Genomic DNA, 21,113 nt, shown 5'->3' with positions numbered 1-21,113 from the left:
ATATTCCCGGGTTCACCCCTTGAGGATATGGGCGGCCTGTTCGGCATGCCGAATTTTTCAAGGATGTTTCCGGAGATATTCAAGCAGCCTACGGGTAACATCTTAGAGTTGCTGTCGGAGAGCGCGAACGAGGCGCTCAACCTCGCCGCCAATGAAGCGGTAAGGCTTGAATTCAACCATATCGGCACCGAGCACCTCGTCCTGGGCTTGAGCCGGGAACCGGTGGGTTCGAAGCTCTTGATGAATCTCGGGGTCAATCTCGATGACTTGCGGAAAGAAGTCGAAGACATGATCGGGCGCGGTAAGGGTGCGCCCGAAAAAGCGATTCCGCTTAGCCCGCGGAGCAAACGGGCGTTTGAGCTAGCCCACGAAGAGGCACGCTCATCCGGTGAACGATTCATCGGAGCCGAACACCTTCTACTCGGACTTATCAGGGAAGATGAAGGTATCGGCGCGCAAGTGATAAAACGGCGCGGCATAGATTACGCCCGCGCTAAACAGGAGGTAATGAATATGGCAGGATCGGCGGAGGCCCCGCAAGCGGCGGCGGAGGCGCCGGGTAAAAGCACGACACCCGCGCTCGACCAGTACAGCCGCGATTTAAACAGTCTCGCCCGCGAAGGTAAATTAGACCCGGTTATCGGCCGTGGTAAAGAGATAGAGCGCATTATAAGGATTTTGAGCCGCCGGACCAAGAACAACCCGGCGCTTATCGGTGAGGCGGGCGTCGGCAAGACGGCCATCGCCGAAGGGCTCGCGCAAAAAATCGAGGCCGAGCAGGTCCCGGAGATGCTCCGGGGTAAGCGGGTCATCGCGCTCGACTTGGCCGGCATGGTCGCAGGCACCCGCTATCGCGGCGAGTTCGAGGAGCGTTTGAAGAGAGTGATGGATGAGATACGGCGGCGGAGCGGCGAAATCATCCTCTTTATAGATGAGTTGCACACGATTGCCGGCGCCGGTGCGGCCGAGGGCGCAATCGACGCGTCGAACATGATAAAGCCCGCCCTCTCGCGGGGCGAGTTGCAGGTCATCGGCGCGACAACGCTCGACGAATACCGCAAGCACATCGAGAAAGACCCGGCGCTGGAGAGACGGTTCCAGCCGATTATCGTGAGCGAGCCGACAGTCGAGGACGCTATCGAAATCCTTAAAGGGCTGCGCGACCGCTACGAGGCGCATCACCGCGTCTCCATCAGCGACGAGGCTATCGTCGCGGCGGTCGAGCTATCCGATAAGTACATCTCGGACAGGTTCTTGCCGGACAAGGCTATCGACCTTATCGACGAGGCGGGCGCCAAAGTGCGCTTGCAGTCGACGGTCCCGCCGGTGGACGTCAAAGGCATGGAGGAAAAACTCGAGGCTCTACAGCGCGAGAAAGATGCCGCGGTCAAGACCGAGAACTACGAGAAGGCGATGAAGCTCCGCGAGAAGGAACAGGCGCTCAAAGAAGAGCTTGAGAAGGCCGAGCGCGATTGGGAGCGGACCAAAGGCATGGCCGATTTGGGGGTCACGACCGAGGACATCGCCGAGATAATATCGAGCTGGACCGGGGTTCCGGCCAAGAAGCTCGTCGAGGAAGAAAAAGCGAAGCTACTCAGGATGGAGGAGACGCTCCACGAGCGGGTCGTCGGGCAAGATGAGGCCATCGAGGCCATCTCCGAAGCGATTCGCCGGGCGCGCGCGGGCCTCAAAGACCCGAACCGCCCCGTCGGCTCGTTTATATTCCTCGGGCCGACCGGTGTCGGCAAGACCGAGTTGGCGCGCGCGCTCGCCGAGCACCTCTTCGGCGAGGCGGAGTCGATGATACGAATCGACATGAGCGAGTATATGGAGAAGCACACCGTGTCGCGCCTGATCGGCGCGCCTCCGGGCTACGTCGGCTATGAAGAGGCCGGACAGTTGACCGAGCCAATCCGGCGCAGGCCGTATTCGGTCGTGCTCTTCGATGAGATAGAGAAGGCGCACCCCGATGTGCTCAACGTCCTGCTGCAGATAATGGACGACGGGCGCATCACCGACGCCAAGGGGCGCACGGTGAACTTTAAGAACACCATCGTCATCATGACGTCGAACATCGGCGGGCACCTGATAAAAAAAGTGCCGGCAATCGGCTTCAAGCCGGTTCCCGAAGAGGAGAAGAAGTTCGAAAGGATAAAAGACCAGGTACTGCGCGAGCTTGAGAAGAACTTCCGGCCCGAGTTCTTGAACCGCGTCGATGAGATAATCGTCTTCCACCCGCTCACGAGCGAGCAGATACGCTTAATCGTCGATATCCTGATGAAGCGCGTCAGCCGCGAACTCAAAGCGCAACGGATAGCGCTGGAGCTGACCGAAGACGCCAAGGACATCCTCGCCAAAGAAGGCTTCGACCCGTTGTTAGGGGCGCGGCCGCTGAGGCGGACGATTCAGCGGCGTATTGAAAACCCGCTGGCATCGAAGTTGCTCAGAGGCGAGTTCGCCGAGGGCGATGTGGTAGTCGCGAGTGTCGAGGACGGGAAGATTGTCTTTAACAAGGAACAAGGGGACGTTGTTTCCTATGAGTCCTAAGCTATTGTAAAACACACGCTCGGTTCATCTCCCGGGTTCATCTTTCGCAAGTTGGTTGTGGTTGGGGAACAACTTTAAGTCCGCCGCTCTTCCGCCAAGAAGATACGCGTGTCCGGAGTAAGGATAGCGTCTCAAGGCCGCCATATCTTCGACAAGCCCCGCCCAAATCGGATTAAGATGAATGTATCTGATGAGTTCGAGAAAGTATGTGTCCTCTTGGCGGATGATGGCCTTATAGCGATTTTGAAACAGATGTCCTACCCGCCTGTGTCGCTTGTTGACCTTGATATCATGCTTGCTTATAGTTATAATAATTTTTGGAGATTGAATGAAACATGCGGTAAAAAGCGCTTGGCGAGGAGTTGTCAAGATGACATCTAATAAAATCATGCTTCTTGTTGCTTGGATTGTCTTTACCGCTTGCATCATGGCCGCTTATAGCCTCAGCAAGGGAGAGGTCCGGGGCACATCATGGAAGCTAAGACTGAGCTTTAGCGCCTTTATGTCATTGTTTATAACAACAATTCTCTTTAGCGCGATATTTGATATTAGCAGCCCATAAGAACTACCATCAGGATTGAGCACGGATCGAACGGCGGACAACGCTTCGAACTTTTACCGAACTTTTACCCTTTTGAAGACCTCGACCTCCTCCCATTCGTGCTTCCTTGGCGCCTCGCCGGGGTCCGTAAACCTTCCTAAAGGTAATTGAGCTTATACAAGACGTCCAGCCACATGCGGATTGCGGCAAAGGCTATAACCACGCCGAGAGCCTTTTTTAGCGAGGCGGCCGGGACTCTCTTCGTATACTTTGCGCCTATTCTGGCGCCCGGCACGGCTCCTATCAGTACGGCTAGCGTTAGCAGATACGGGACTTGCCCTGTCGAAAGCTTTCCAATGGCCCCGAAAATCGACGCGGCAAAGGCTATTCCCAAAGTGCTTCCAATGGCGATTTTGGTTGGAATGCCAAGAAAGTAAATCATAAGGGGCGTAAAGATATAGGCGCCGGGCGCCCCGACCATACCGCCGATAAAGCCTATGGCAACAGAGATAAGAAACGCTCCGATCTTGTTAAATGCTATATCCTCAGGTGGAACACCTTCACCCACCTCTTTCTTGGGCAGCCACATGATGATAGCGGCAAAGGCGGCCATGAACGCAAAGATAACTAAGAGCGTCTCGCTTGAGGTCTGCTTCGAGTAAATCGAACCTAAAAGTGCCGTGGAAGCAGCGGTGACTCCCATAATAAGGACTAGGCTTCTTGAAACAAGGCGATTTTTGCTATGTGTAAGAACACCCGTAAGGGCCGAAGCAAAGACAACGATGATAGTAATGCCGGATACCTCCTTCATGGAAAGCGAACCAACATCAATCAATGGGGGCAGGTATAGAAGGAGCGGCACAAGGATAATGGCGCCTCCTAAGCCTAGCAGGCCCGAGAAAAATGCGCCGACAAGCCCTATCAGAAACAGTATTATGAGCAGACTCGTCTCGGCCATGACTCCGCCTTTCCGCAAAACACAACTCTAGCCGCAATCTGTTTTTCGACTAGAAAGTTACGACTCTGTCGCTTTCCTTAACCATCTCATGCATATCTTTTAGCCCACCGATAGGACAAGCTTGGGGCTCAAGCCCCCGTATCTTCTTTGCGCACGTGCCGCAGGAGAGGGTCTTGCCACCGAGGGCTTCTAAGTTTTTCATCATCTCGGTAATGGGAAACCGCTCGGTACCGATACGCTCCGCTTCAACACCGGGGCCGGTTAAAAAAACCTTTACCTCGTCTCCCGCTCGCATGGCGTGCTCCCCATAGCGAAATGCGTTCCATACGGTCTCCGGGTCGTTTGAGCTGATAATAATTCCTATTTTCATTAACGCCTCCTTGCTCCCGGGTAGGTACCTTTTTTTGTATAAGGACAGCAGGCGGGAGCCGGTAGGCTGCCTTGATACTTCTTATTTAGCACCTTTAAAATATCCGGCACTATCGGATCGACCAAAAAATAGCAGCGCAATCTTCCATCGTTGTAGTAATCGATGAGACCATACCTTCTAAGAAGTGCTAGGTGCTGCGATATGTTGGGCTGGCTTGCCTCAATAGATTCTTCGAAGTCGCTAACGCACTTTACCCCCTCTTGAAGTTGTTCCAGTATCTCTATTCTTATCGGATGGGCAAGGATCTTTAAGAGTTCAATCCTGTTTCCGGTCGCTTTCATGGATAGACCTTTCCGGTCGGAGCACAAAACCATCGTGATATATGCTTACATTATTACATATTTATATGTTGATGTCAAACAGTCGGGGACGTTGTTTCCTATGCATCCTAAGCGGTGCCGGGTGCCGGTACAAGCCCGAGCCCACGCTCAGTCTACCGATTAGCGCATAAGCACATAACTATCTGTAACTTTTCTGAGGACGCCGGCTTGGCAACGCAGCCCAGCACATCTCGAGAGCTTTTGGGATAGCCCGTGCTACCGACTCGCTTAAAACACGGTCGAAGAGCTTTACGTCTTCAACAACGACACCGATAATAACAATCTCCGTTTTTTCCCGACTCAGTTCCGCCTGCTCGGCCATGAAAATTTTTGAAAGCTCTATGGCATCGATTACACTTAAGCCGTGCGTTGAAACAGGTACTGCTTGAGTTTGGCATAGAGTTTCCGGGGTTAAACGCAAGACATCTCCCGGACTACCACCGCCCTTTACCGCGTCTACGATAATCACTTTAGAAGCACCTTTAAATGCATATATCAAGGTTGTACTATCTGTTGTCCGCAACACCTCGATAGAGGACGCATCCTCTTCGATGTTAGATACATCCAACTGCTTTATTTGCTGCCTTAATCGCCCCGCAATCTCGAAGCCAACCCCGTCATCACCGGCAAAGGGTTGACCGACGCCTATGACCCGGATGACTGATTTACTAATATTGCCGCTCGCGCTCTTCTCCACGCCAACCCTCTTCTCCCATGCTAACTTCCATATTCGATGTTGAGCTTAAGAAAGTGCGTCGCGCAAGAGATACAGGGATCATAGTTACGTATTGCCTGCTCGCACTTGTAAGTTGCCTCCTCGGTAGACAAATCAAGCAACGATGGAACAAAGTTTAAAAGATCCCGTTCGATACATTTTTGGTTCTGAGCTGTGGGCGGCACTATTTTAGCGCTCTCGACCAAGCCATCGACGCCGATCTGATAGCTGTGATAAAGAATCCCACGGGGCGCCTCAGAACAACCGTACCCTTTTCCCGCTTTCACGCAAACGTCGACCCTTGGTTTTTCGGGGGGCTCGTAGTTTTCAATAATACGCAACGCCTCTTCGCAGGCGTACAAGAGTTCGATACTGCGAGCGATTATGCTCATAAACGGATTACGGCAAGGAATAGGAATGCCGCTTTCCTTGGCCGCCTCTTGAGCTAAAGGCGTAAGTTTATCAAAATTTAAATTGAAACGCGCGAGTGGCCCGACTGAGTAATCGCCGCTTCCATTAATTACCGAATGAAGTGCATTGGAGTAATCGACTTGTTCTTCGATGAAATGACCTTCATATTCGTTAACGGAAATATCCAACCCTTTATTGGAGACTATGCGTCCCTCATTGAGGGGATACTCGTCTGGATGCCTTAAAGCGACAAATTCAAAATCTCTTTCAAAGTCGGGAAAATCCAGGCTTGCCGCCCATTTTGAGGTTTTACAAGAAGCGTCGATCGCCCACTTAAGGTCGTCCATAAGTGTCAAAAGTGCTTTTTTGTCGGGAGTCCGGTAAAAACCGCCGACACAAACATTTACGGGATGAATTTCTCGCCCTCCGACCAGAGTAACAATTTGATTACCGATTTTCTTAAGTCGCAATCCTTGGTTGACTATGTCCGGGTAATCCTGCGCTATTTTTAGCACATCGTCATATCCCAAAAAATCAGGGGCATGCAGCATGTATATGTGTAGAGCATGGCTCTCAATCCACTCGCCGCAATAAATAAGCCGCCTTAAGTCACGTAAGGCGCCGTCTACTTTTATGCCGAAAGCATCCTCGATTGCATGAGCGCTGCTCATCTGATAGGCCACCGGGCAGATACCACAGATACGCGCGGTTATATCGGGTACCTCCTTATATTCGCGACCACGCAGAAACGCCTCAAAAAATCGCGGCGGCTCATAGACTCTAAGCTTTAAATCCGCTACCCGTCCCCCTTTAATTTTTATATCCAAAGCTCCCTCACCCTCGATTCGGGCAAGGTTCTCTACCTTTATGCTCTTGGTTTTTGTGTTTTTTACTCTTTCTCTATCCGCGTCCCCGTTCTTTCTCATTTTGTCACCACTCCTTCCGCTCCGCGGAATTGCTTCTGAAACGGCTCTCGAAATGGCTCTGCCCAGGCATTGAAGAGGCGAAAGGCACGCTCGATCTCGGCGGGCGACTTATCTAATACCTGCCATCTTTCGCTAAGAGAAATCGTATTAGGAGATTCCATGGGGCCAAAACAACCATAACAGCCACGATGATAAGAAGGACACAGCGCGTCACAGCCAGCATGCACAACCGGCCCGAGACACGGATTATTATGCGCGACCATCACACATATGTTACCCTTCCTTTTGCACTCGACACATACGCTATGTGCTGAAACATTTGGTTTTCTATTGTTAAGTAATGCGTTTACGACTTCGATGAGTTGAAACTTACTGATGGGACAACCTCGTAGGCTCATATCGACTTTCACGTGGTCGGCAATGGGAGTAGAGTGATCTAGCGCGCTAATATGCTCGGGCGCCGGATAAACAACAGACGCAAACTCTCCCACGTTTTTGAAATTACGGAGCGCCTGTATCCCACCTGCCGTAGCGCAAGCACCTATCGTTATAAGATATTTAGAATTACGACGCACCTTCTGTATGCGCTCCGCATCATGAGGAGTTGTTATGCTCCCTTCCACCAAGGAGATATCATACGGGCCCTTTACGGTAAGTCGTGATGCCTCCAAAAAATAGGCGATATCCACCTTGCCGGCGACCGCAAGCAATTCGTCTTCACAATCGAGTAAACTCAACTGGCAACCATCACAGGAAGCAAATTTCCAGACCGCGAGCTTGGGCTTGCTCAGTCGATTGCTCATTATATCTCACGCCCTTCAAAGAAAGGCTTTATTTGGTCGTAACGAAATACCGCGCCGTCTTTGCAGACGAATTTAGGCCCGAATTGACAATGCCCGCAAAGTCCCACCGCGCACTTCATATTTCGCTCCATCGAAATATAAATCTTCTCGTAGGTCAGACCATATTTTACGAGTTCTTTTATGGTAAACCGCATCATGATTTCGGGGCCGCAAATCATCGCTATCGTCTCGTACGGGTCAAAACTAATCTTTGGAATCAAGGTTGTTACGACCCCCACGTTGCCACGCCAGTTTGAGCCGGCTGTGTCCACGGTCACCTGGATTTCCACATCGAATCCGCCTCGCCATCGCTCCAGCTCGCGCGCGTAGAGGATATCAGCCGGGGCACGGGTCCCATACAACAAGATAACTCTTCCATAAAGCTCCCGTTGGCTAAGAATGTGATAAATAGCGGGCCTAAGTGGTGCGAGCCCAATTCCTCCGGCAACAATTACCACATCATGTCCTTTTGATGCCTCTACGGGCCAATGACTGCCAAAAGGCCCTCTTACACCAAGCATATCGCCGCGCTTGATCTTTTTCATTCTATCGGTCACCGTACCGGTCGCCCTTATGGTGTGGACGATTTGCTTTGAGTTTAAAGGGTTGCCGCTGATTGAAATAGGCACCTCCCCAACGCCAAAGAGATAGAGCATGTTAAATTGCCCAGGCGCAAATGTAAAACCGTTAGCGGATCCGCCATTGAATGCTTCGATAATTCCGGCGGGAGGCTCCAGCGTCAATGTGAAAACATCGTTAGTCTCACGACGTATCTGCCGCACCTTGGCGGGGATTGGAGCCATTGAATCTAAAACGACTCGCGATTTCGTTTCGCCTACATGGGCTCTATCCAAATCCGTTATCGAAGCCACTATGTTCGCCCCCCTGTTCCCATGTGGGTTCCGTATATATCGAGAAGCTGGAGTCTCGATGCCCTCAGTCTTTGTATGATAATCTGAGCAAACCGCTTCATCATCTCATAGCCTAATTCGTGGTCTTCCTCGCACTTCGCGCGCAAGCATATCCCATTCATGGCAATAGCTCTTACGGTTTCAATTGCGCGGGCATCCGTGTGCCATAAAAATGGTGGAAAAAGCCAGGCCCAACCGACTATCTCGTCTTCCCCGATTGTTTGGAAGACAATGGTTCCTTGCTCGGGGATGTGCGTCTCCAGTGCTACGCGGCCGGAACGAATAAGATAAAAAGTATTCGCTTTTTCACCTTCACGATATAGAAACTGGCCGGCATCAAAGCGTACGCTAGCACCACACGACAGAATGGTTTCCATATGAGATTCTTCAAAGCCTCGAAAGAAAGGGTGTTCTCTTAAGATTCTTTCAACCGTATCCACAGCGAAGCCTCCTTGTATTGGGACCTATCGATCTTCACAAATAATTCCGACTTCTTCGGCAATATTTATCCCCACGGGACACCACGTTATGCAGCGTCCGCAGCCGACACAACCTAAAGCATCGAACTGATCGACCCATGCGGCAAATTTGTGTATTAACCAATGGCGATAGCGAGCTTTTGGTGTGGTTCGCACAACCCCTCCGTGAATGTAAGAAAAGTCCAATGTAAAACAAGAATCCCATTTTCGCCGTCTTTCAGCGTGCTTACCATCTAGATCGGTAAAATCTTCAACCGAAACACAAAAGCACGTCGGGCAGACCATTGTACAATTGCCGCAGGTTAGACAGCGTGATGCAATCACGTCCCAACGCGGATGCTCGTAATTTCGATAAAGCTTGTCTTTAATACCGTCAATATTTACCCCCGTGCCGTTCTTCAATATGGTGCTTAAGGTGCTTTCTGTAATCTGCTCCGCACTCGCCTCTCCTTCGCGAAGTTCTCCCAGCGGCACATCGCGCAAAATATCGGCGCCCATTTCCGTGCCGACTTCCACCTCAAAGTAATGACGATTGAACCCTTCGCTATCCGGCCCTATGATTTCCGTTAAGGAAAGATCGAACCCGGATGTTGCCTTTGGCCCGGTAGACAAAGACGGGCAAAAACATGTTTTACTAGATTGAGCACAATCGACTGCCACAATAAAAGCTCTATCGCGCCTGGATTTATAGGTAGGGTCAATATAATCGCCCTCCATGAAAACTTTATCTTGAACGGATATGGCATGAAGGTCACACGAGCGCACACCGATAAAAGCAAACTTTGGCGCTACATCGTTTTCTTTTTGAATCTTAAAACCGCTGCCGTTACGCTCTGCTTTCCATAACTTGGACACGGGTGGATGCAAGAACTTCTTCCACGAGTCCGCGCCGACGACATAGCCAAAAAACGCTTCGTCGCCGCGTTTTTCTAGGCGATAAGCACCAGGGCTTTGGGATTCGGTCCAGCCGATAGGTAGATCCTCAACACTTGTGATACTCTCATATGTAATAGCTCGGTCACGCATGGTCGGGCCTACCAGCTCGTAATTTCGATGTGCCAGGGCATCAAGTAGGTGCTGTAAATGCTTACGACCGACTATAGCTTTATCGCCAATCATTAATGGTAGACTGTTTCTCATTTCAACTCCCGGCTAACAATTTTAATCTCGATTCCGGATTCTAAATAGTCGCTCTCGATTAACATCATTGATAGTTTCTTAATTCTTAATTCAACTACTTATTTTTCATCCCTTCTTTTAAAAAAATATTGTGAACAAATGCACGTGGTGCCGTTGTGAGACTTAGTATAGGGGACGTCGGAATCGGTAAAGACAACTGTGGACTTAAGGCATATACTATATACGTATCAGATCGCTTAGACAATCCGACGTCCCACTATGATTCTATCGATCTGTCGACTCAGACACCAAAGCATCGAGTTCTTCGGTAAACCCTAAAATCTTCGCGCGCTGTTCCTCCAGGTTCACGGCGACATTGATGTCGGTCTCCGCAATCGCCGATTGCAAAGCATTCAGCCGCGTTTGATCCAAGCCCCCGTTCACGTCATCGATTTTCCCCAACGCGGTTGCGGCTTCCCGCAGGTGGGTGGTGGCTATGCCAAAGTTTCGCCGGTCCAAGTCAATCGCACTGCGATATAGCGCGGCGCGAGCCTCCATCAAAAGAGCCCGATTCATTTGAGCGGCAAGTCGCTCTTGTGTTTGTGCCAACTCATCCTCGACCGCTTGGAGCCGGCTTTCATAGTCGGCCTTTTGTGCGGCGACCTGCGCGCGCCCTTGCCGCCAGCCGCCGCCAAACAGAGCCGCCGCCAGCACAACCACGACGATAACGATGGTTAATATCCTCTTTCCTTTTGCGGGTTTTTTTGCCGCATGGTTCGCGTTGAGTGTCGATTCACGCTCGTTCATGGCCATATTTAACACCCTTTCGTCGCTTCTCTATATGCCTATTAGGTAATTATATATTCCGCGGCGGAAAATCATTTACCTTCATTTCAGCAAAGCCCGGCTGCCAAAACCTTTCATTTCCCCGATAAACCGCTCGGGAGCCGACAACCTCCCTTTCGGGATCTAATAAGCGGACGTCCCCGGGTTTTCGGGTTTTATTAAACCCCGTCGATTTCTTACCGATAATTATTTTATTATTACTCAACCGTGCCTTATGCTTTTACCGGCAATCATAGGTCGAAAAGGACGTAACTTCTTTGAAGCTCGTATTGTCGAATTTGCGGAAACTGAATAGGAAGCCGATTGCTCGTGCGGTCTTCATATTTGCCGCGATTTCACCATTGATCGGGCTACTTGCGCTTGTGTTTATCTTAAGTGAGAGCGCTGTTGCGACGGCGTCTTACGCTCGACCGTTGGCGGCGATACTATCGCTCGCGAGTATGGGCTTTGCGATTTGGGTTGCCTCCACGATTATTCGCGTCCTCGGTTCGATCGAACTCATCTCCGACCATCTTAAAGAACTCAAGGTCTCCGGGCGCTTCGACGGACGCCTTGAGGTCGATGAGATAGCTTGCGTGTCGACACTGGCCGATGAGGTTAACTCGTTTGCGGCAAGAATAGAGGAGAAGGAGCGGAAACTTAAGGTACAAGACAAAATGATAGCCGAGCGCGAGGAGCAAAACGCAATGCTTTGGCTGGAGATCGAGCATAATCTTAACCTTGCCAAAGAAGACGCCGAGACCGACCCTCTGACCGGGCTCTTTAACCGCAAAAGCATGGTCGTAAAGCTCGAAAGGGCGATGGCGGACGCCCAAATGAGCGGCAAGCCGCTATCGGTGCTCATGGCCGACCTCGACCATTTCAAAAAAGTAAACGATACCTATGGTCACCAGGTCGGTGATGAGGTTCTCAAGGCCTTCGCGAAGTTTCTAAAGAACGCCATTCGCGGGGACGACCTGGCGGTTCGCTATGGAGGCGAGGAGTTCCTCGTCATCCTACCTTCAACTCATGTCAAACACGCTATTCGGGTAGCCAAGCGCATCAACAAACGGCTCCCGGCATTCATAGCTGAGGAATTAGCGGATGTCGCCGCCGATTTAAAATGCACGGTAAGCGTCGGCGTGTCCGACTATCCGGCTTGCGCCCGGAATAAGGATGAGCTTATCGCGACCGCCGATAGTGCCCTTTACGAGGCCAAGCAGGCCGGACGTGATTTAATTATCTATTCGGGCGATATGGGGTGCCGCGACACCGTCTCCGCTAAAGCTTAGGGCTACAAGCCCATGAGCCCCCAACGGCGCATCTGTTGCCTGGCTTACGCCATCTAACAAACCCCTTGTATCGAGAACCTTGCGACCGAACCCGGCAACCGCTTTGCGGCTTGCCGGCGGCTCAAAGTTTAAGAGTCTCCCCGAAAGGCAACAATCTTAATATGAAACCGGACATCCCGCGACCAACTTAAAGAGATAACCGTTAGGGGTATTGCCGCAATTCGGCGCGGATGACGCTCGGCGTCCACGCGCCGCTAAGATAACAGGAGGACCAAGATGGCGGTCGACAAAAACAACGCACTCGAAGAAGAGATCAAGCTTGAACTCGCGAACTCGCAAGAGATCAAGGACTACGCCGAAAAAGTGAAGACGATGGATAAGGGCGAGATCGAAGCGGAGCTTGCGCGGCTAGACGCTGCGCTTGAAGACGCTGAAGATGAGATGAAGCAGATGATAGGGCAGACCGGCGTACATGTCTATGCGGTCCAGATAGAAGCTTCGCGCGAAGAGTTCGAGCGCGAGAAAGCCCGCATCAACGAGAAGAAACGGCTTGCCGCAGAGGCGCTGTCGGGCTAAGGCCGGCTTTTCATCGAGCCTGGACGAAACCGATGCCGAACGAGCCGCGAGCGCGTTGCCCTACCACACCTTATACCTGCCCTCGGCGAGTTCGGTCGTGAACGCGCCGATATTGGCGAGTTCGAGGTCGATGACCCCTTTTACGAGCGGCTCAATCTTGTCGATGGCTGCGCCGTGCTCTAAAATCAACTGCGCTGACGCGACGCGCGGCTCGTCGATGGGTTGGCCGATTTGGCTGCAGAGCCAAACGTAGACCTCGCGGACACCCTCGACGGAGTTATAGATCTCGTTGGCGACGCGGTGAGCGAGAATAGTGTATATCTTACCCACGTGGCTGACCGGGTTCTTGCCGGCGGCGGCCTCGGTGCCCATCGGCCGATTGAGCGCGATGACACCGTTGACGCGATTTCCGCGACCCACCTGACCCGAATCCGCGTCCTCAGCCGAGGTGCCTGTGACACTCAGATAGATACCGTCGAGGCCGCGGCCGGGGGCGTCCAGCATATTCAGGTAGACAAAGACGTTCTTAAAGTCGCGCTCCGTCTTGTCGTTGGCAAAAGCGGTCGTGTAGTCGAGCAGCTCTCGCTTTCTCTGGAAATACTCGTCGACGCTTTCGATATAACGGTCTATAAGGGGCATGGCGACGGTAAGGTGGAGTTCACGGCCGGCACGATACGCCATGACTTTGATATCCTCACCGGCCACTGGGAACCGCTCTTTAAAGGCGGACGAGTTGAGGTGGTGCTCGACGCCGAGAACCATCTTCTCGGTCGCACTGAGCGGCGCGTAGCCGACCGCGGCGGACGTATCGTTTGCCCCCAGCAACTCCCCCTCGCGGTTAAAGATATCGGAGAGTTCGGGTGAGCCGGGTTTGAGTTCAACGTCGAACTCGAAGTCATTATCCGGGTCGACGAAGCGCAAATTGCCCTGTATCCATTTTTTAGCCGCACTGACCGCTATTTTCTCGACCGGAACCCGCTTCCCATTAAACTCGAAAGTCGCCCTATCGCCGATGATAAGTCGCATCGGCTCGACGACCCGACCGCCGCCGAACTTGCGCTCGACCCCACCGGCGATGAGTAATCCCTTGTCTATATTGTGGTGGAGCACCCTTCCGCAGCAACTCAAATACTCGCGGCTGAGCGCGATTGAAATCTCTTCCATCACCGCGTCGCAGATGGAGTCGGGGTGGCCCACCCCTTTGCGCTCGACAATCTCGACCTCGTTCTCGAAGACCGGGTTGGCGCCGAGCCTCTCGACGAGAATATTCCGCTTCTTCTTCATCGCACAAACCTCCCGCGCGCGTAAGGCTTATCTACCAAAATCGGCTCCCTAGCGTGTCGTTCTTTAACGTTAAATCTTCGGCTTTTTCATCTTCTCACCGTAAAACTCGAGCCAATTAGTATTTATCCAATCCTTCGCGGCATAATGCGACTCGCCAAGTCCTCTTTTTATCATCTCGCGAGCTACGACGCCGCCGCGATGCGGGTACTTATAAAGCTGGGGCCTCCTTGAGCCAAAACCGTGCACATAATGGGTCAGCTCATGCGCTATGACGGCTTCGCAAACGATATCGGGTATATCCTTCTCCCTTAGAAGGCCGTTTATCCTAATCTCACTGACCCGCTCATCAACCAGGCGAATAGAGCCCAACCTACTTCTACATCTCTTACTAAAATGAATCATTACGTTCTCTGTCTTGGGAACGTCGGAGTAATATTCCGACCAAATCCGATCAAGCTTGCCCTGAAGCCACCGGTTGTCACGCATTACTATCCCCCGCTCATAATCCGACAAACACCTACACGACAGTTTACGGGCTAATTTCGCATTTAAACGACTCGGCGTCACCCCCATACGGGCCAGGCTCGGGCGGGTATCAACCTGGCCACTCGTCTCTCGATAATGTATAGGATGTACAATTGCATCATGTAATTGCAACAACAAGCGCTACTTCATAAACATGGCGGCTATGATTAGCGACTCACCCCACCCGTCCCGATACGCGCTTAACCTGCTCATATGAAATAGAATTCTACGGATGCCCGCGGTCTTCCCGCTTTTTACCAGTTATAATTTTTCTTTTTTATCGTTCAAGACCTGATTTCTTGCTTCAGTCCGATTAACGCTTGTCCTTAAAACCATGGATCAATAAGAGCTTACTCCACCAAAAGACAGTTTCCTATAAAAAGCGCCAAAAAGCGTTTAATCCGCTATTATCCGGGCAAAATTAATAAGAACGGCTAAGGCCGCCACTTGCTATCACGCGTGGCGTTAGAACCCGCGTCGGCGGGGATTTCGCGAACATATGCGTTTCGACCACTGAAAAGCAACAATGAACATCGAAGTTAAAAAAGTCTGGAGGCGGCAATGGCAAGGTCACGGGTTAAGCTGGGCGCGGTTTTCGTTGGTTGGGTTATCAGTTGTTTTATGCTTCTGGTAATGCTGGTCGGAACGGTAAGCCTCGCGCTATACGCGGGCTTCGACATCGCCCAGCTAATTAATGGCGAGCAAGTCATCGGCGGCTTTTATTTAAACTTTGCCCTTTTCATATCAGCGTTCACAGCGTTCTTTGCCGGCGGTTACGTCTCGGGTCGCATGGCCGCCGTCGGCGGTTCGATAAACGGCGTTTTAGTCGTAGTAACCAGCGCTTTAACGCTATTTTTCGCGGGTACGTTCACGGTTATCGTCGGTAACGCGCTGAGTATCGATGTCATGGGCTCGATTGAAGCGGTAACCGGGGCGTATAGGCCGCTGTTGATGATTGCGGGCGTCTTTGCGCTAGCCGGAAGCGTGTTCGGCGGAAGGTTCGGCGAAGGCTATATCGTCCGGCTCGACACGGCACTCACCCTCACCGCGCGCGCGCAAAACTCGCGCCAATCCCGCAAAACAACAATACCGGAGAGCGCGCCGGCCGCAAAATCAATCCCCGTTACGACCCCTGAAGACCCGCGAAGAGAAGAGCTTGGCCGTCCCCGGAGAGCAGGCTAGCGGCGCGGCGCACTACGCTGCCGCAAAGCTTTGAACGGCTCGACGGTTTCGCTAAAGAACGAGTTCAAACGACCTCCGCCGTTTCACAAAATCCGCCGTTGTTCTTGCATTAAACAGGCTGTTTCCTTAGTATATTTAAGATAGCACCATTAAGGCATAACAATAGACCAAGCCGTTGCGAGACTACACGAATGGAGACTGTTAAGATTGGCAGAAATTAGACCTTTTAAGGGCGTGTTGTATAACAAAAGCATCATAGAAGACCTATCTACGGTAGTCGCTCCTCCATACGATGTTATAGACGAAGAAGCCCATAAAACACTCTTAAAGAACAGCAAATATAATGTAGTGCGCCTGGAACTTCCTCAAGGTTCGTCGGCCGACGGCTCCAAGAACAATAAATACGCGAGAGCATGGGCCACATATAGCGACTGGCTCGAAAAGGGCGTCCTGGTGCGCGACTTAGAGCCGTCCCTCTATGCGTATGAACAAGAATACGAGGTCAGGGGTGTTACGATAAACCGAATCGGGTTCATCGCGCTCACCAGGGTCGAGGACTTCTCGACCGGAAAAATCAAAGCCCATGAGCGCACGCTCAAAGGGCCCAAAGCCGATCGGCTGCGTCTGATGCGCGCCTGCGGCACGAATTTCAGCCAGATTTTCAGCCTCTTCTCCGACCCTGATAAAAAAGTCGATGCGCTCCTTTACGAGCATACTAAAGAGAAGCCGCGCATCGATATCGAGGTCGACGGCGTTATCCACCGCCTCTGGACAATCAGCGACCCGGCCGTGATAGCCGATATACAAGAACTCGTGCGCGATAAATCATTATATATAGCCGACGGTCACCATCGTTACGAGACCGCCATCAATTATCGCGACGAGATGCGCAAGGCCACCGGCGATAATTCGGGCGAGGGCGCATTCGACTTTACGATGATGATGTTCGTCAACATGGAAAGCGAAGGCCTGACCATATTACCGACGCACCGGATGTTAAAAAACCTGCCTAAGATCAATAACGACAAATTCCGCGCGAACTTGGAGTATGTCTTTGATGTCGAGAAAATGGAGGCGGTCGATATGGTTATGGCCGGACTTGCGGCCAACGCGGACAAGCATTCAATCGGCGTATACCTGGGTAACAACACATTCTACCTGCTTACTTTGAAAAACGAAGCGGGTATCCTGCAATTGCTGGACGGCCCCGAATCCAAAGCTTGGAAACTTCTCGACGTCACCATGCTCCACCACGTGATAATCAACCGCGTCCTGGGGTTCGGCGGAACGAACATCGAGAACAGCATAAAGTTTACGACCGATGAAACCGAAGCCGTCGAACTGGTAAAAGGCGGCACCTACCAAATGGCTTTCTTCCTCAACCCGACCAAGGTCGACGATGTGCGCGGGATAGCCGGCGTGGGCGAGATAATGCCGCAGAAGTCGACTTACTTCTACCCGAAGCTCTTATCCGGACTGGTCTTCAATAGGCTCGAGTGGTAAAAATCAAACAAGCTCCGGGCGCTTGTCACCCGGAGCTTGTCCTCTTTGTATTCGACCATATTCAGTTGTAACGCTACCCGGTTGCGGCGCTATTTGATTTTCACGCTATTCGGTTGCGGCGCTATTCGGTTTTGAACAGACTATCTATCCTTCGGGTCAAATCATAATATGAGATATACCCCGCGCTTACGCTCTCGCCGTTGATAAAGGTCAACGGAACGGGCAGATTATGCTCTTCTATAAGCCTCTTGATGTCGGGAGGCAAACTCTCTTCGTTTATGTCGAAATAGTTAATCGCAACCGCGTCCCCGTAATTGGCCTTGAGCGGGTCGACTATCATCCAGTTTATCTCAGCCTGAGATAGGCCGTGCGAGCCTCAGCCAAAACCGCATGAGTTGCCGTCGTTAAATATATCTATTCTTATAGGCTTTGTTGCCGTTTCCATACTGTCCTCCTAAGCCCCTAGGGCTTCTTTGGCTATATTTATCATCTCTTGAGTCGCCTTGATCTCCCGGTTGAACGAATTTCGATACTCGTCAATGGCCACGGCGTTGATATGAACACCGGTCTGGCCGAGAATAAGGCGTTTTTCAGTCTCTATGTCTTCGAGGTTCTCGTTGAGAATCTCGAGTTCATCTTGGAGTTCCTCTTTGCCCATAGCTTTGATTTTTTCCCTATACTGCTTCACCTTCGTCGCATACTGGTCATCCATCATCGCATCGGTTTTTTCGGTTGCGCTCATGGCGGCTCCTCCTATCGCATCGTTATGGCGCCCATCGGGCACCGTGCCGTACAAACTCCACAGCCCGCGCATAAATCCTCTTCGATAGAGTAGTTGGGCTTCGTTCCAAATCCAAAATACGAAAATACTGTTTCACTCTGGGTGTCGCTGACTATCGCATTTGTCGGACACGCCCTCCGCGCCGGACAGCCCGGCGAGCGGTCACACCTGGATTGGTCGATTTCCGCCTTGACTGATTTCTTCTTCGCCATATATACCCCCAAGAACAATTGTTTATTTTATACCCCCTAGGGTATCGAATTAAGGTGTTATTGTCAAGTATTCCCTCAATATTAGCGTGATATTATATACTTATGCGATTGGAGTGATGGGGTACCCGGTGTGGGCAACAGACTAACCGCTCTTCAGGTCACGGCTCCTGAAGGTCAATTCGAGTATCGCAACGATGACGAGAAGCCCCGCCCCAAGCCCGAAAAACAGAGTCGCCGCATTGTGGTCGACATAAGCGAGCAGGAAATACACGCCCAACAGGGCCGCCGTTATCGCATAGCCGGTATTGGCGATAAAACCCACCCGCGAATACCTTCTGCCGACACCAAAAATGCTCCCCCGCGAAAGGTAAGCCTTGACGGCGTAGCGGAGGCGGATGAGAGCAATCAACCAAGCGCTTATAAACAATGTAAACTCAAGCCATTTCGGCAGTTCCATTGCAACCTCTAAATAATTAACCCGTAAACATTCTATCCATTAGATGATACTTTGTGTAACATCCTTTTATATACAACGTTTTCTATAATAATCCGGATACGCCTGCAAACTTACGAATGTTACCTATTACCGCCGGATCGATAAACATCCCTCTCCCTCACTGCTACTTCACAAGCCTGCTACCTCACAAGCTTCACAGTAGTCTGGTAGTAGCAGGCATTCTCGCCCTCGAAACTCATGATCGGTGAGGTAAGCCGGTTTACGGATTGGTGGTATTTCATCCAGCGGCCTTGCTCGATACTGACGACCCCGACAGGTACGCCCTCGTCGTGCCGCACGACTACCGCGAGGCTTCCCGCTTCGGATACGACTGTCGCCGCTCCCCCGTCTTCGACGCCGTTTGCGCCGGCGGTCTCAGGGTTGACCTTCGCTTCCAGCGGCGCGTCATGGTCTTGGGGCAACACCTGTGAGTGCACCCAGCGCCGCGAATGGGGCGTCAACAGGATAAGCGGGTACTCGTCGGAGCCCAGTCGCGGTCGCGAGAAACTCGTAATAAGGTTAAGACGCCCCGATTCCGTCGGGAAGACGCCCCCCTCATAAGGTACCGCCGGCAGGTTCGGAATTCTTTGGGGGCCTTCGCGGAGCGACGCCGGCGTGATGCCTTCCCTTTTGAGCGGCTCGAGAATCCGCTCCAGCCACTCGTCGGCGCTCCCCGCCATCTCGCGCCCGACACCCAAACGATTCGCCAGTTCCTGAAATATCTCAAAATCCGACTTCGCCTCACCGACCGGCGCGATAGCCGGGTTGACCGACCCGATAAAGCCGTGCCAGAAGCTCGCGACCACGTCGGTCTCTTCGAGAAAGGTCGTCGCGGGCAACACGATGTCGGCGGCTTCCGCCGTGTCGGTCATAAACTGCTCCACCACGACGACATAGTCCAAATCCTTGAACGCCCCGGCAACCGCCGGCGCGTCCGGCGACTGGTTGAGCGGGTTTGCCCCGTTGATAAACGCCATCTTTATCGGCGGGTCCTGCGCCTCGCGCAGCGCCGCGGCCAAAAGCGGCTTGGGGATGGTTCGCGAGTGCCGGGCGAACCTCTTGCCTTTTACCGCTTGGTTGAAGAGACCGTCGTTATCACGGCCATGGCTTACCCCGCCGCCGGCGACGCCTAAGTTGCCGGTGACCGCTCCGAGCGCATCGATCAAACGAAAAGTCTCGGCGCCCCACTGATAACGCTGTAATCCCCAGCCGCAAACAATTGCCGCCGGCTTATGACCGGCATACAACCGCGCCAGCTGCTCGATTTCATCGACCGGCACCCCCGACATCGCGGATAACTCGGCCATATCCCGGCTCTTGAGCATCTCCAGAAACGCCTCGGTGTTGTCGGTGTGCTCTTGCAGAAAACCCTCGTCGGCATTGCCGGATTGAATGATAGCTTTCGCAATCGCAAGCGCCAGATAACCATCCATACCGGGGCGCGGGCGCACTTGCATATCGCAAAAGCGCTTCGTGTCGGTTACTAAGGGGTCGATTAGGATGACCTTTGCCCCCTGCGACTTTGCCGACTTTAGAATCGGAATAAGATGAGGATTGGTATCAGCGGGGTTCCTCCCCCACAATAAGATCAACCTTGAATTTAGAAGGTCGTTAGGGTCATGACTCTCCCGCTTACCAAAATCTAATGTCTGACCGGCGATTGCCGCGCCTCCACATAAGCTCCCCGCGGCTTCGGTCACCCCACCGAGGAGGTTGAAAAACCGTTTGTTGAGCATTTTCAGAGCGCCTGTCGAGCCCGCGCTCTGATAGTGAAGGATAGCTAGACATCCGTACTTGTCAATCGTATTCTTAATCACGGCGGCCACCAGGGTGAACGCCTCATCCCAGCTCATCTCCCGCCATTGGCCGTCGACTTTGCGAACGGGTTTCAAAAGACGCTCGCCGCTGTAAACGCGGCGCATATAGTCGACCGCCTTGCGACACAAGAAACCGCGCGTTATCTCATGTCCTCGAACGCCGTTTAGGGCTACGAGCCTTCCACCGACTACGCGAGCGCTCACCCCGCAAGTATCAGGGCAATCCCTCGTGCATGTCGTCAACACTGTTTTACTATCAGACATTCAGACTCCTTAAAATTTAGAATCTCGAGAATGACTACCCCTTGGGCACGTGCCGCCCCTCGCCGCTAAGTTATAGAGTTTCGTACCGAATATTTCTAAACGATAAGGGTAACGCTTCTTAGCCGCCGCTAGCGCTTACATTATTTCCTATTGACTA

23 protein-coding genes are annotated in these 21,113 nt (G+C 52.2%); 5 read left to right on the top strand and 18 right to left on the bottom strand.

Annotation, left to right across the window (positions count from 1 at the left end; translation table 11 throughout):
• The first annotated feature begins 63 nt into the window (after positions 1 to 63).
• Positions 64 to 2,547 carry an ATP-dependent Clp protease ATP-binding subunit gene (locus KGZ93_07850; GenBank protein ID MBS3909525.1) on the top strand — a complete coding sequence of 828 codons (2,484 nt, stop codon included), beginning with the start codon at positions 64 to 66 and terminating at the stop codon, positions 2,545 to 2,547.
• Positions 2,548 to 2,571: 24 nt separating this feature from the next.
• Here KGZ93_07850 and KGZ93_07845 read toward each other — a convergent pair whose 3' ends face one another.
• The 11 genes from KGZ93_07845 to KGZ93_07795 form a co-directional block, all read right to left on the bottom strand.
• Positions 2,572 to 2,976 (bottom strand): hypothetical protein, encoded by a 405-nt coding sequence (locus KGZ93_07845; GenBank protein MBS3909524.1) that lies wholly within the window; start codon positions 2,974 to 2,976, stop codon positions 2,572 to 2,574.
• A 269-nt stretch (positions 2,977 to 3,245) separates the two neighbouring features.
• Positions 3,246 to 4,046, bottom strand: a complete 801-nt coding sequence (locus tag KGZ93_07840) for a sulfite exporter TauE/SafE family protein (GenBank protein MBS3909523.1) — start codon at positions 4,044 to 4,046, stop codon at positions 3,246 to 3,248.
• A gap of 49 nt (positions 4,047 to 4,095) precedes the next feature.
• Entirely contained in the window at positions 4,096 to 4,416 is a 321-nt protein-coding gene (locus KGZ93_07835; GenBank protein ID MBS3909522.1) for a DsrE family protein, read from the bottom strand.
• Positions 4,416 to 4,757, bottom strand: coding sequence for a winged helix-turn-helix transcriptional regulator (locus KGZ93_07830; GenBank protein ID MBS3909521.1), 342 nt, complete (start codon positions 4,755 to 4,757; stop codon positions 4,416 to 4,418). The genes KGZ93_07835 and KGZ93_07830 overlap by 1 nt, the downstream gene beginning before the upstream one ends.
• Positions 4,758 to 4,935: 178 nt before the next feature.
• On the bottom strand, positions 4,936 to 5,493 hold the full coding sequence (locus KGZ93_07825; GenBank protein ID MBS3909520.1) for a hydrogenase maturation protease: 558 nt from the start codon (positions 5,491 to 5,493) through the stop codon (positions 4,936 to 4,938).
• A gap of 20 nt (positions 5,494 to 5,513) precedes the next feature.
• Positions 5,514 to 6,848, bottom strand: coding sequence for a Ni/Fe hydrogenase subunit alpha (locus KGZ93_07820; GenBank protein MBS3909519.1), 1,335 nt, complete (start codon positions 6,846 to 6,848; stop codon positions 5,514 to 5,516).
• Positions 6,845 to 7,651 carry an oxidoreductase gene (locus KGZ93_07815; protein MBS3909518.1) on the bottom strand — a complete coding sequence of 269 codons (807 nt, stop codon included), beginning with the start codon at positions 7,649 to 7,651 and terminating at the stop codon, positions 6,845 to 6,847. The genes KGZ93_07820 and KGZ93_07815 overlap by 4 nt, the downstream gene beginning before the upstream one ends.
• Complete coding sequence (locus KGZ93_07810) at positions 7,651 to 8,493, bottom strand: FAD/NAD(P)-binding protein (GenBank protein MBS3909517.1); 843 nt, start codon at positions 8,491 to 8,493, stop codon at positions 7,651 to 7,653. Before KGZ93_07810 ends, KGZ93_07815 begins: the two co-directional genes overlap by 1 nt.
• Positions 8,494 to 8,561: 68 nt before the next feature.
• Positions 8,562 to 9,041 (bottom strand): cyclic nucleotide-binding domain-containing protein, encoded by a 480-nt coding sequence (locus tag KGZ93_07805; GenBank protein ID MBS3909516.1) that lies wholly within the window; start codon positions 9,039 to 9,041, stop codon positions 8,562 to 8,564.
• 24 nt (positions 9,042 to 9,065) lie between these two features.
• A complete protein-coding gene (locus KGZ93_07800) occupies positions 9,066 to 10,199 on the bottom strand; it encodes a 4Fe-4S dicluster domain-containing protein (GenBank protein MBS3909515.1) in 1,134 nt (377 codons plus the stop codon).
• A gap of 285 nt (positions 10,200 to 10,484) precedes the next feature.
• The gene (locus tag KGZ93_07795; protein ID MBS3909514.1) at positions 10,485 to 11,012 is read right to left on the bottom strand and encodes a hypothetical protein; all 528 of its coding nucleotides are present in this window, start codon (positions 11,010 to 11,012) and stop codon (positions 10,485 to 10,487) included.
• A 290-nt stretch (positions 11,013 to 11,302) separates the two neighbouring features.
• On the opposite strand from KGZ93_07795, the gene KGZ93_07790 reads away from it, so the two are divergent.
• Positions 11,303 to 12,316 (top strand): GGDEF domain-containing protein, encoded by a 1,014-nt coding sequence (locus tag KGZ93_07790; GenBank protein MBS3909513.1) that lies wholly within the window; start codon positions 11,303 to 11,305, stop codon positions 12,314 to 12,316.
• Positions 12,317 to 12,592: 276 nt separating this feature from the next.
• A complete protein-coding gene (locus KGZ93_07785; protein ID MBS3909512.1) occupies positions 12,593 to 12,892 on the top strand; it encodes a hypothetical protein in 300 nt (99 codons plus the stop codon).
• Between the two features lie 60 nt (positions 12,893 to 12,952).
• Here KGZ93_07785 and KGZ93_07780 read toward each other — a convergent pair whose 3' ends face one another.
• Entirely contained in the window at positions 12,953 to 14,176 is a 1,224-nt protein-coding gene (locus tag KGZ93_07780) for a methionine adenosyltransferase (protein MBS3909511.1), read from the bottom strand.
• A 69-nt stretch (positions 14,177 to 14,245) separates the two neighbouring features.
• On the bottom strand, positions 14,246 to 14,662 hold the full coding sequence (locus tag KGZ93_07775; GenBank protein MBS3909510.1) for a hypothetical protein: 417 nt from the start codon (positions 14,660 to 14,662) through the stop codon (positions 14,246 to 14,248).
• 600 nt (positions 14,663 to 15,262) lie between these two features.
• Here KGZ93_07775 and KGZ93_07770 point away from each other — a divergent pair.
• Both KGZ93_07770 and KGZ93_07765 read left to right on the top strand, forming a co-directional pair.
• Positions 15,263 to 15,883 (top strand): hypothetical protein, encoded by a 621-nt coding sequence (locus KGZ93_07770; GenBank protein MBS3909509.1) that lies wholly within the window; start codon positions 15,263 to 15,265, stop codon positions 15,881 to 15,883.
• A gap of 207 nt (positions 15,884 to 16,090) precedes the next feature.
• The gene (locus KGZ93_07765; GenBank protein ID MBS3909508.1) at positions 16,091 to 17,386 is read left to right on the top strand and encodes a DUF1015 domain-containing protein; all 1,296 of its coding nucleotides are present in this window, start codon (positions 16,091 to 16,093) and stop codon (positions 17,384 to 17,386) included.
• Positions 17,387 to 17,507: 121 nt separating this feature from the next.
• On the opposite strand, the gene KGZ93_07760 is transcribed toward KGZ93_07765, so the two are convergent.
• From KGZ93_07760 to KGZ93_07740, 5 genes are all read right to left on the bottom strand, one after another.
• The gene (locus tag KGZ93_07760; GenBank protein MBS3909507.1) at positions 17,508 to 17,726 is read right to left on the bottom strand and encodes a hypothetical protein; all 219 of its coding nucleotides are present in this window, start codon (positions 17,724 to 17,726) and stop codon (positions 17,508 to 17,510) included.
• Between the two features lie 114 nt (positions 17,727 to 17,840).
• Positions 17,841 to 18,128, bottom strand: coding sequence for a hypothetical protein (locus tag KGZ93_07755; GenBank protein ID MBS3909506.1), 288 nt, complete (start codon positions 18,126 to 18,128; stop codon positions 17,841 to 17,843).
• 11 nt (positions 18,129 to 18,139) lie between these two features.
• Positions 18,140 to 18,379, bottom strand: coding sequence for a 4Fe-4S binding protein (locus KGZ93_07750; protein ID MBS3909505.1), 240 nt, complete (start codon positions 18,377 to 18,379; stop codon positions 18,140 to 18,142).
• 142 nt (positions 18,380 to 18,521) lie between these two features.
• Positions 18,522 to 18,836 (bottom strand): hypothetical protein, encoded by a 315-nt coding sequence (locus KGZ93_07745; GenBank protein MBS3909504.1) that lies wholly within the window; start codon positions 18,834 to 18,836, stop codon positions 18,522 to 18,524.
• Between the two features lie 179 nt (positions 18,837 to 19,015).
• The gene (locus KGZ93_07740) at positions 19,016 to 20,956 is read right to left on the bottom strand and encodes a molybdopterin-dependent oxidoreductase (protein MBS3909503.1); all 1,941 of its coding nucleotides are present in this window, start codon (positions 20,954 to 20,956) and stop codon (positions 19,016 to 19,018) included.
• Between the last annotated feature and the right edge of the window lie 157 nt (positions 20,957 to 21,113).

The organism is Actinomycetota bacterium, from assembly GCA_018333515.1.
In the GTDB taxonomy this organism is placed as follows: Bacteria; Actinomycetota; Aquicultoria; order Aquicultorales; family Aquicultoraceae; genus Aquicultor.
This window is presented reverse-complemented; position numbering and strand designations above follow the sequence as displayed.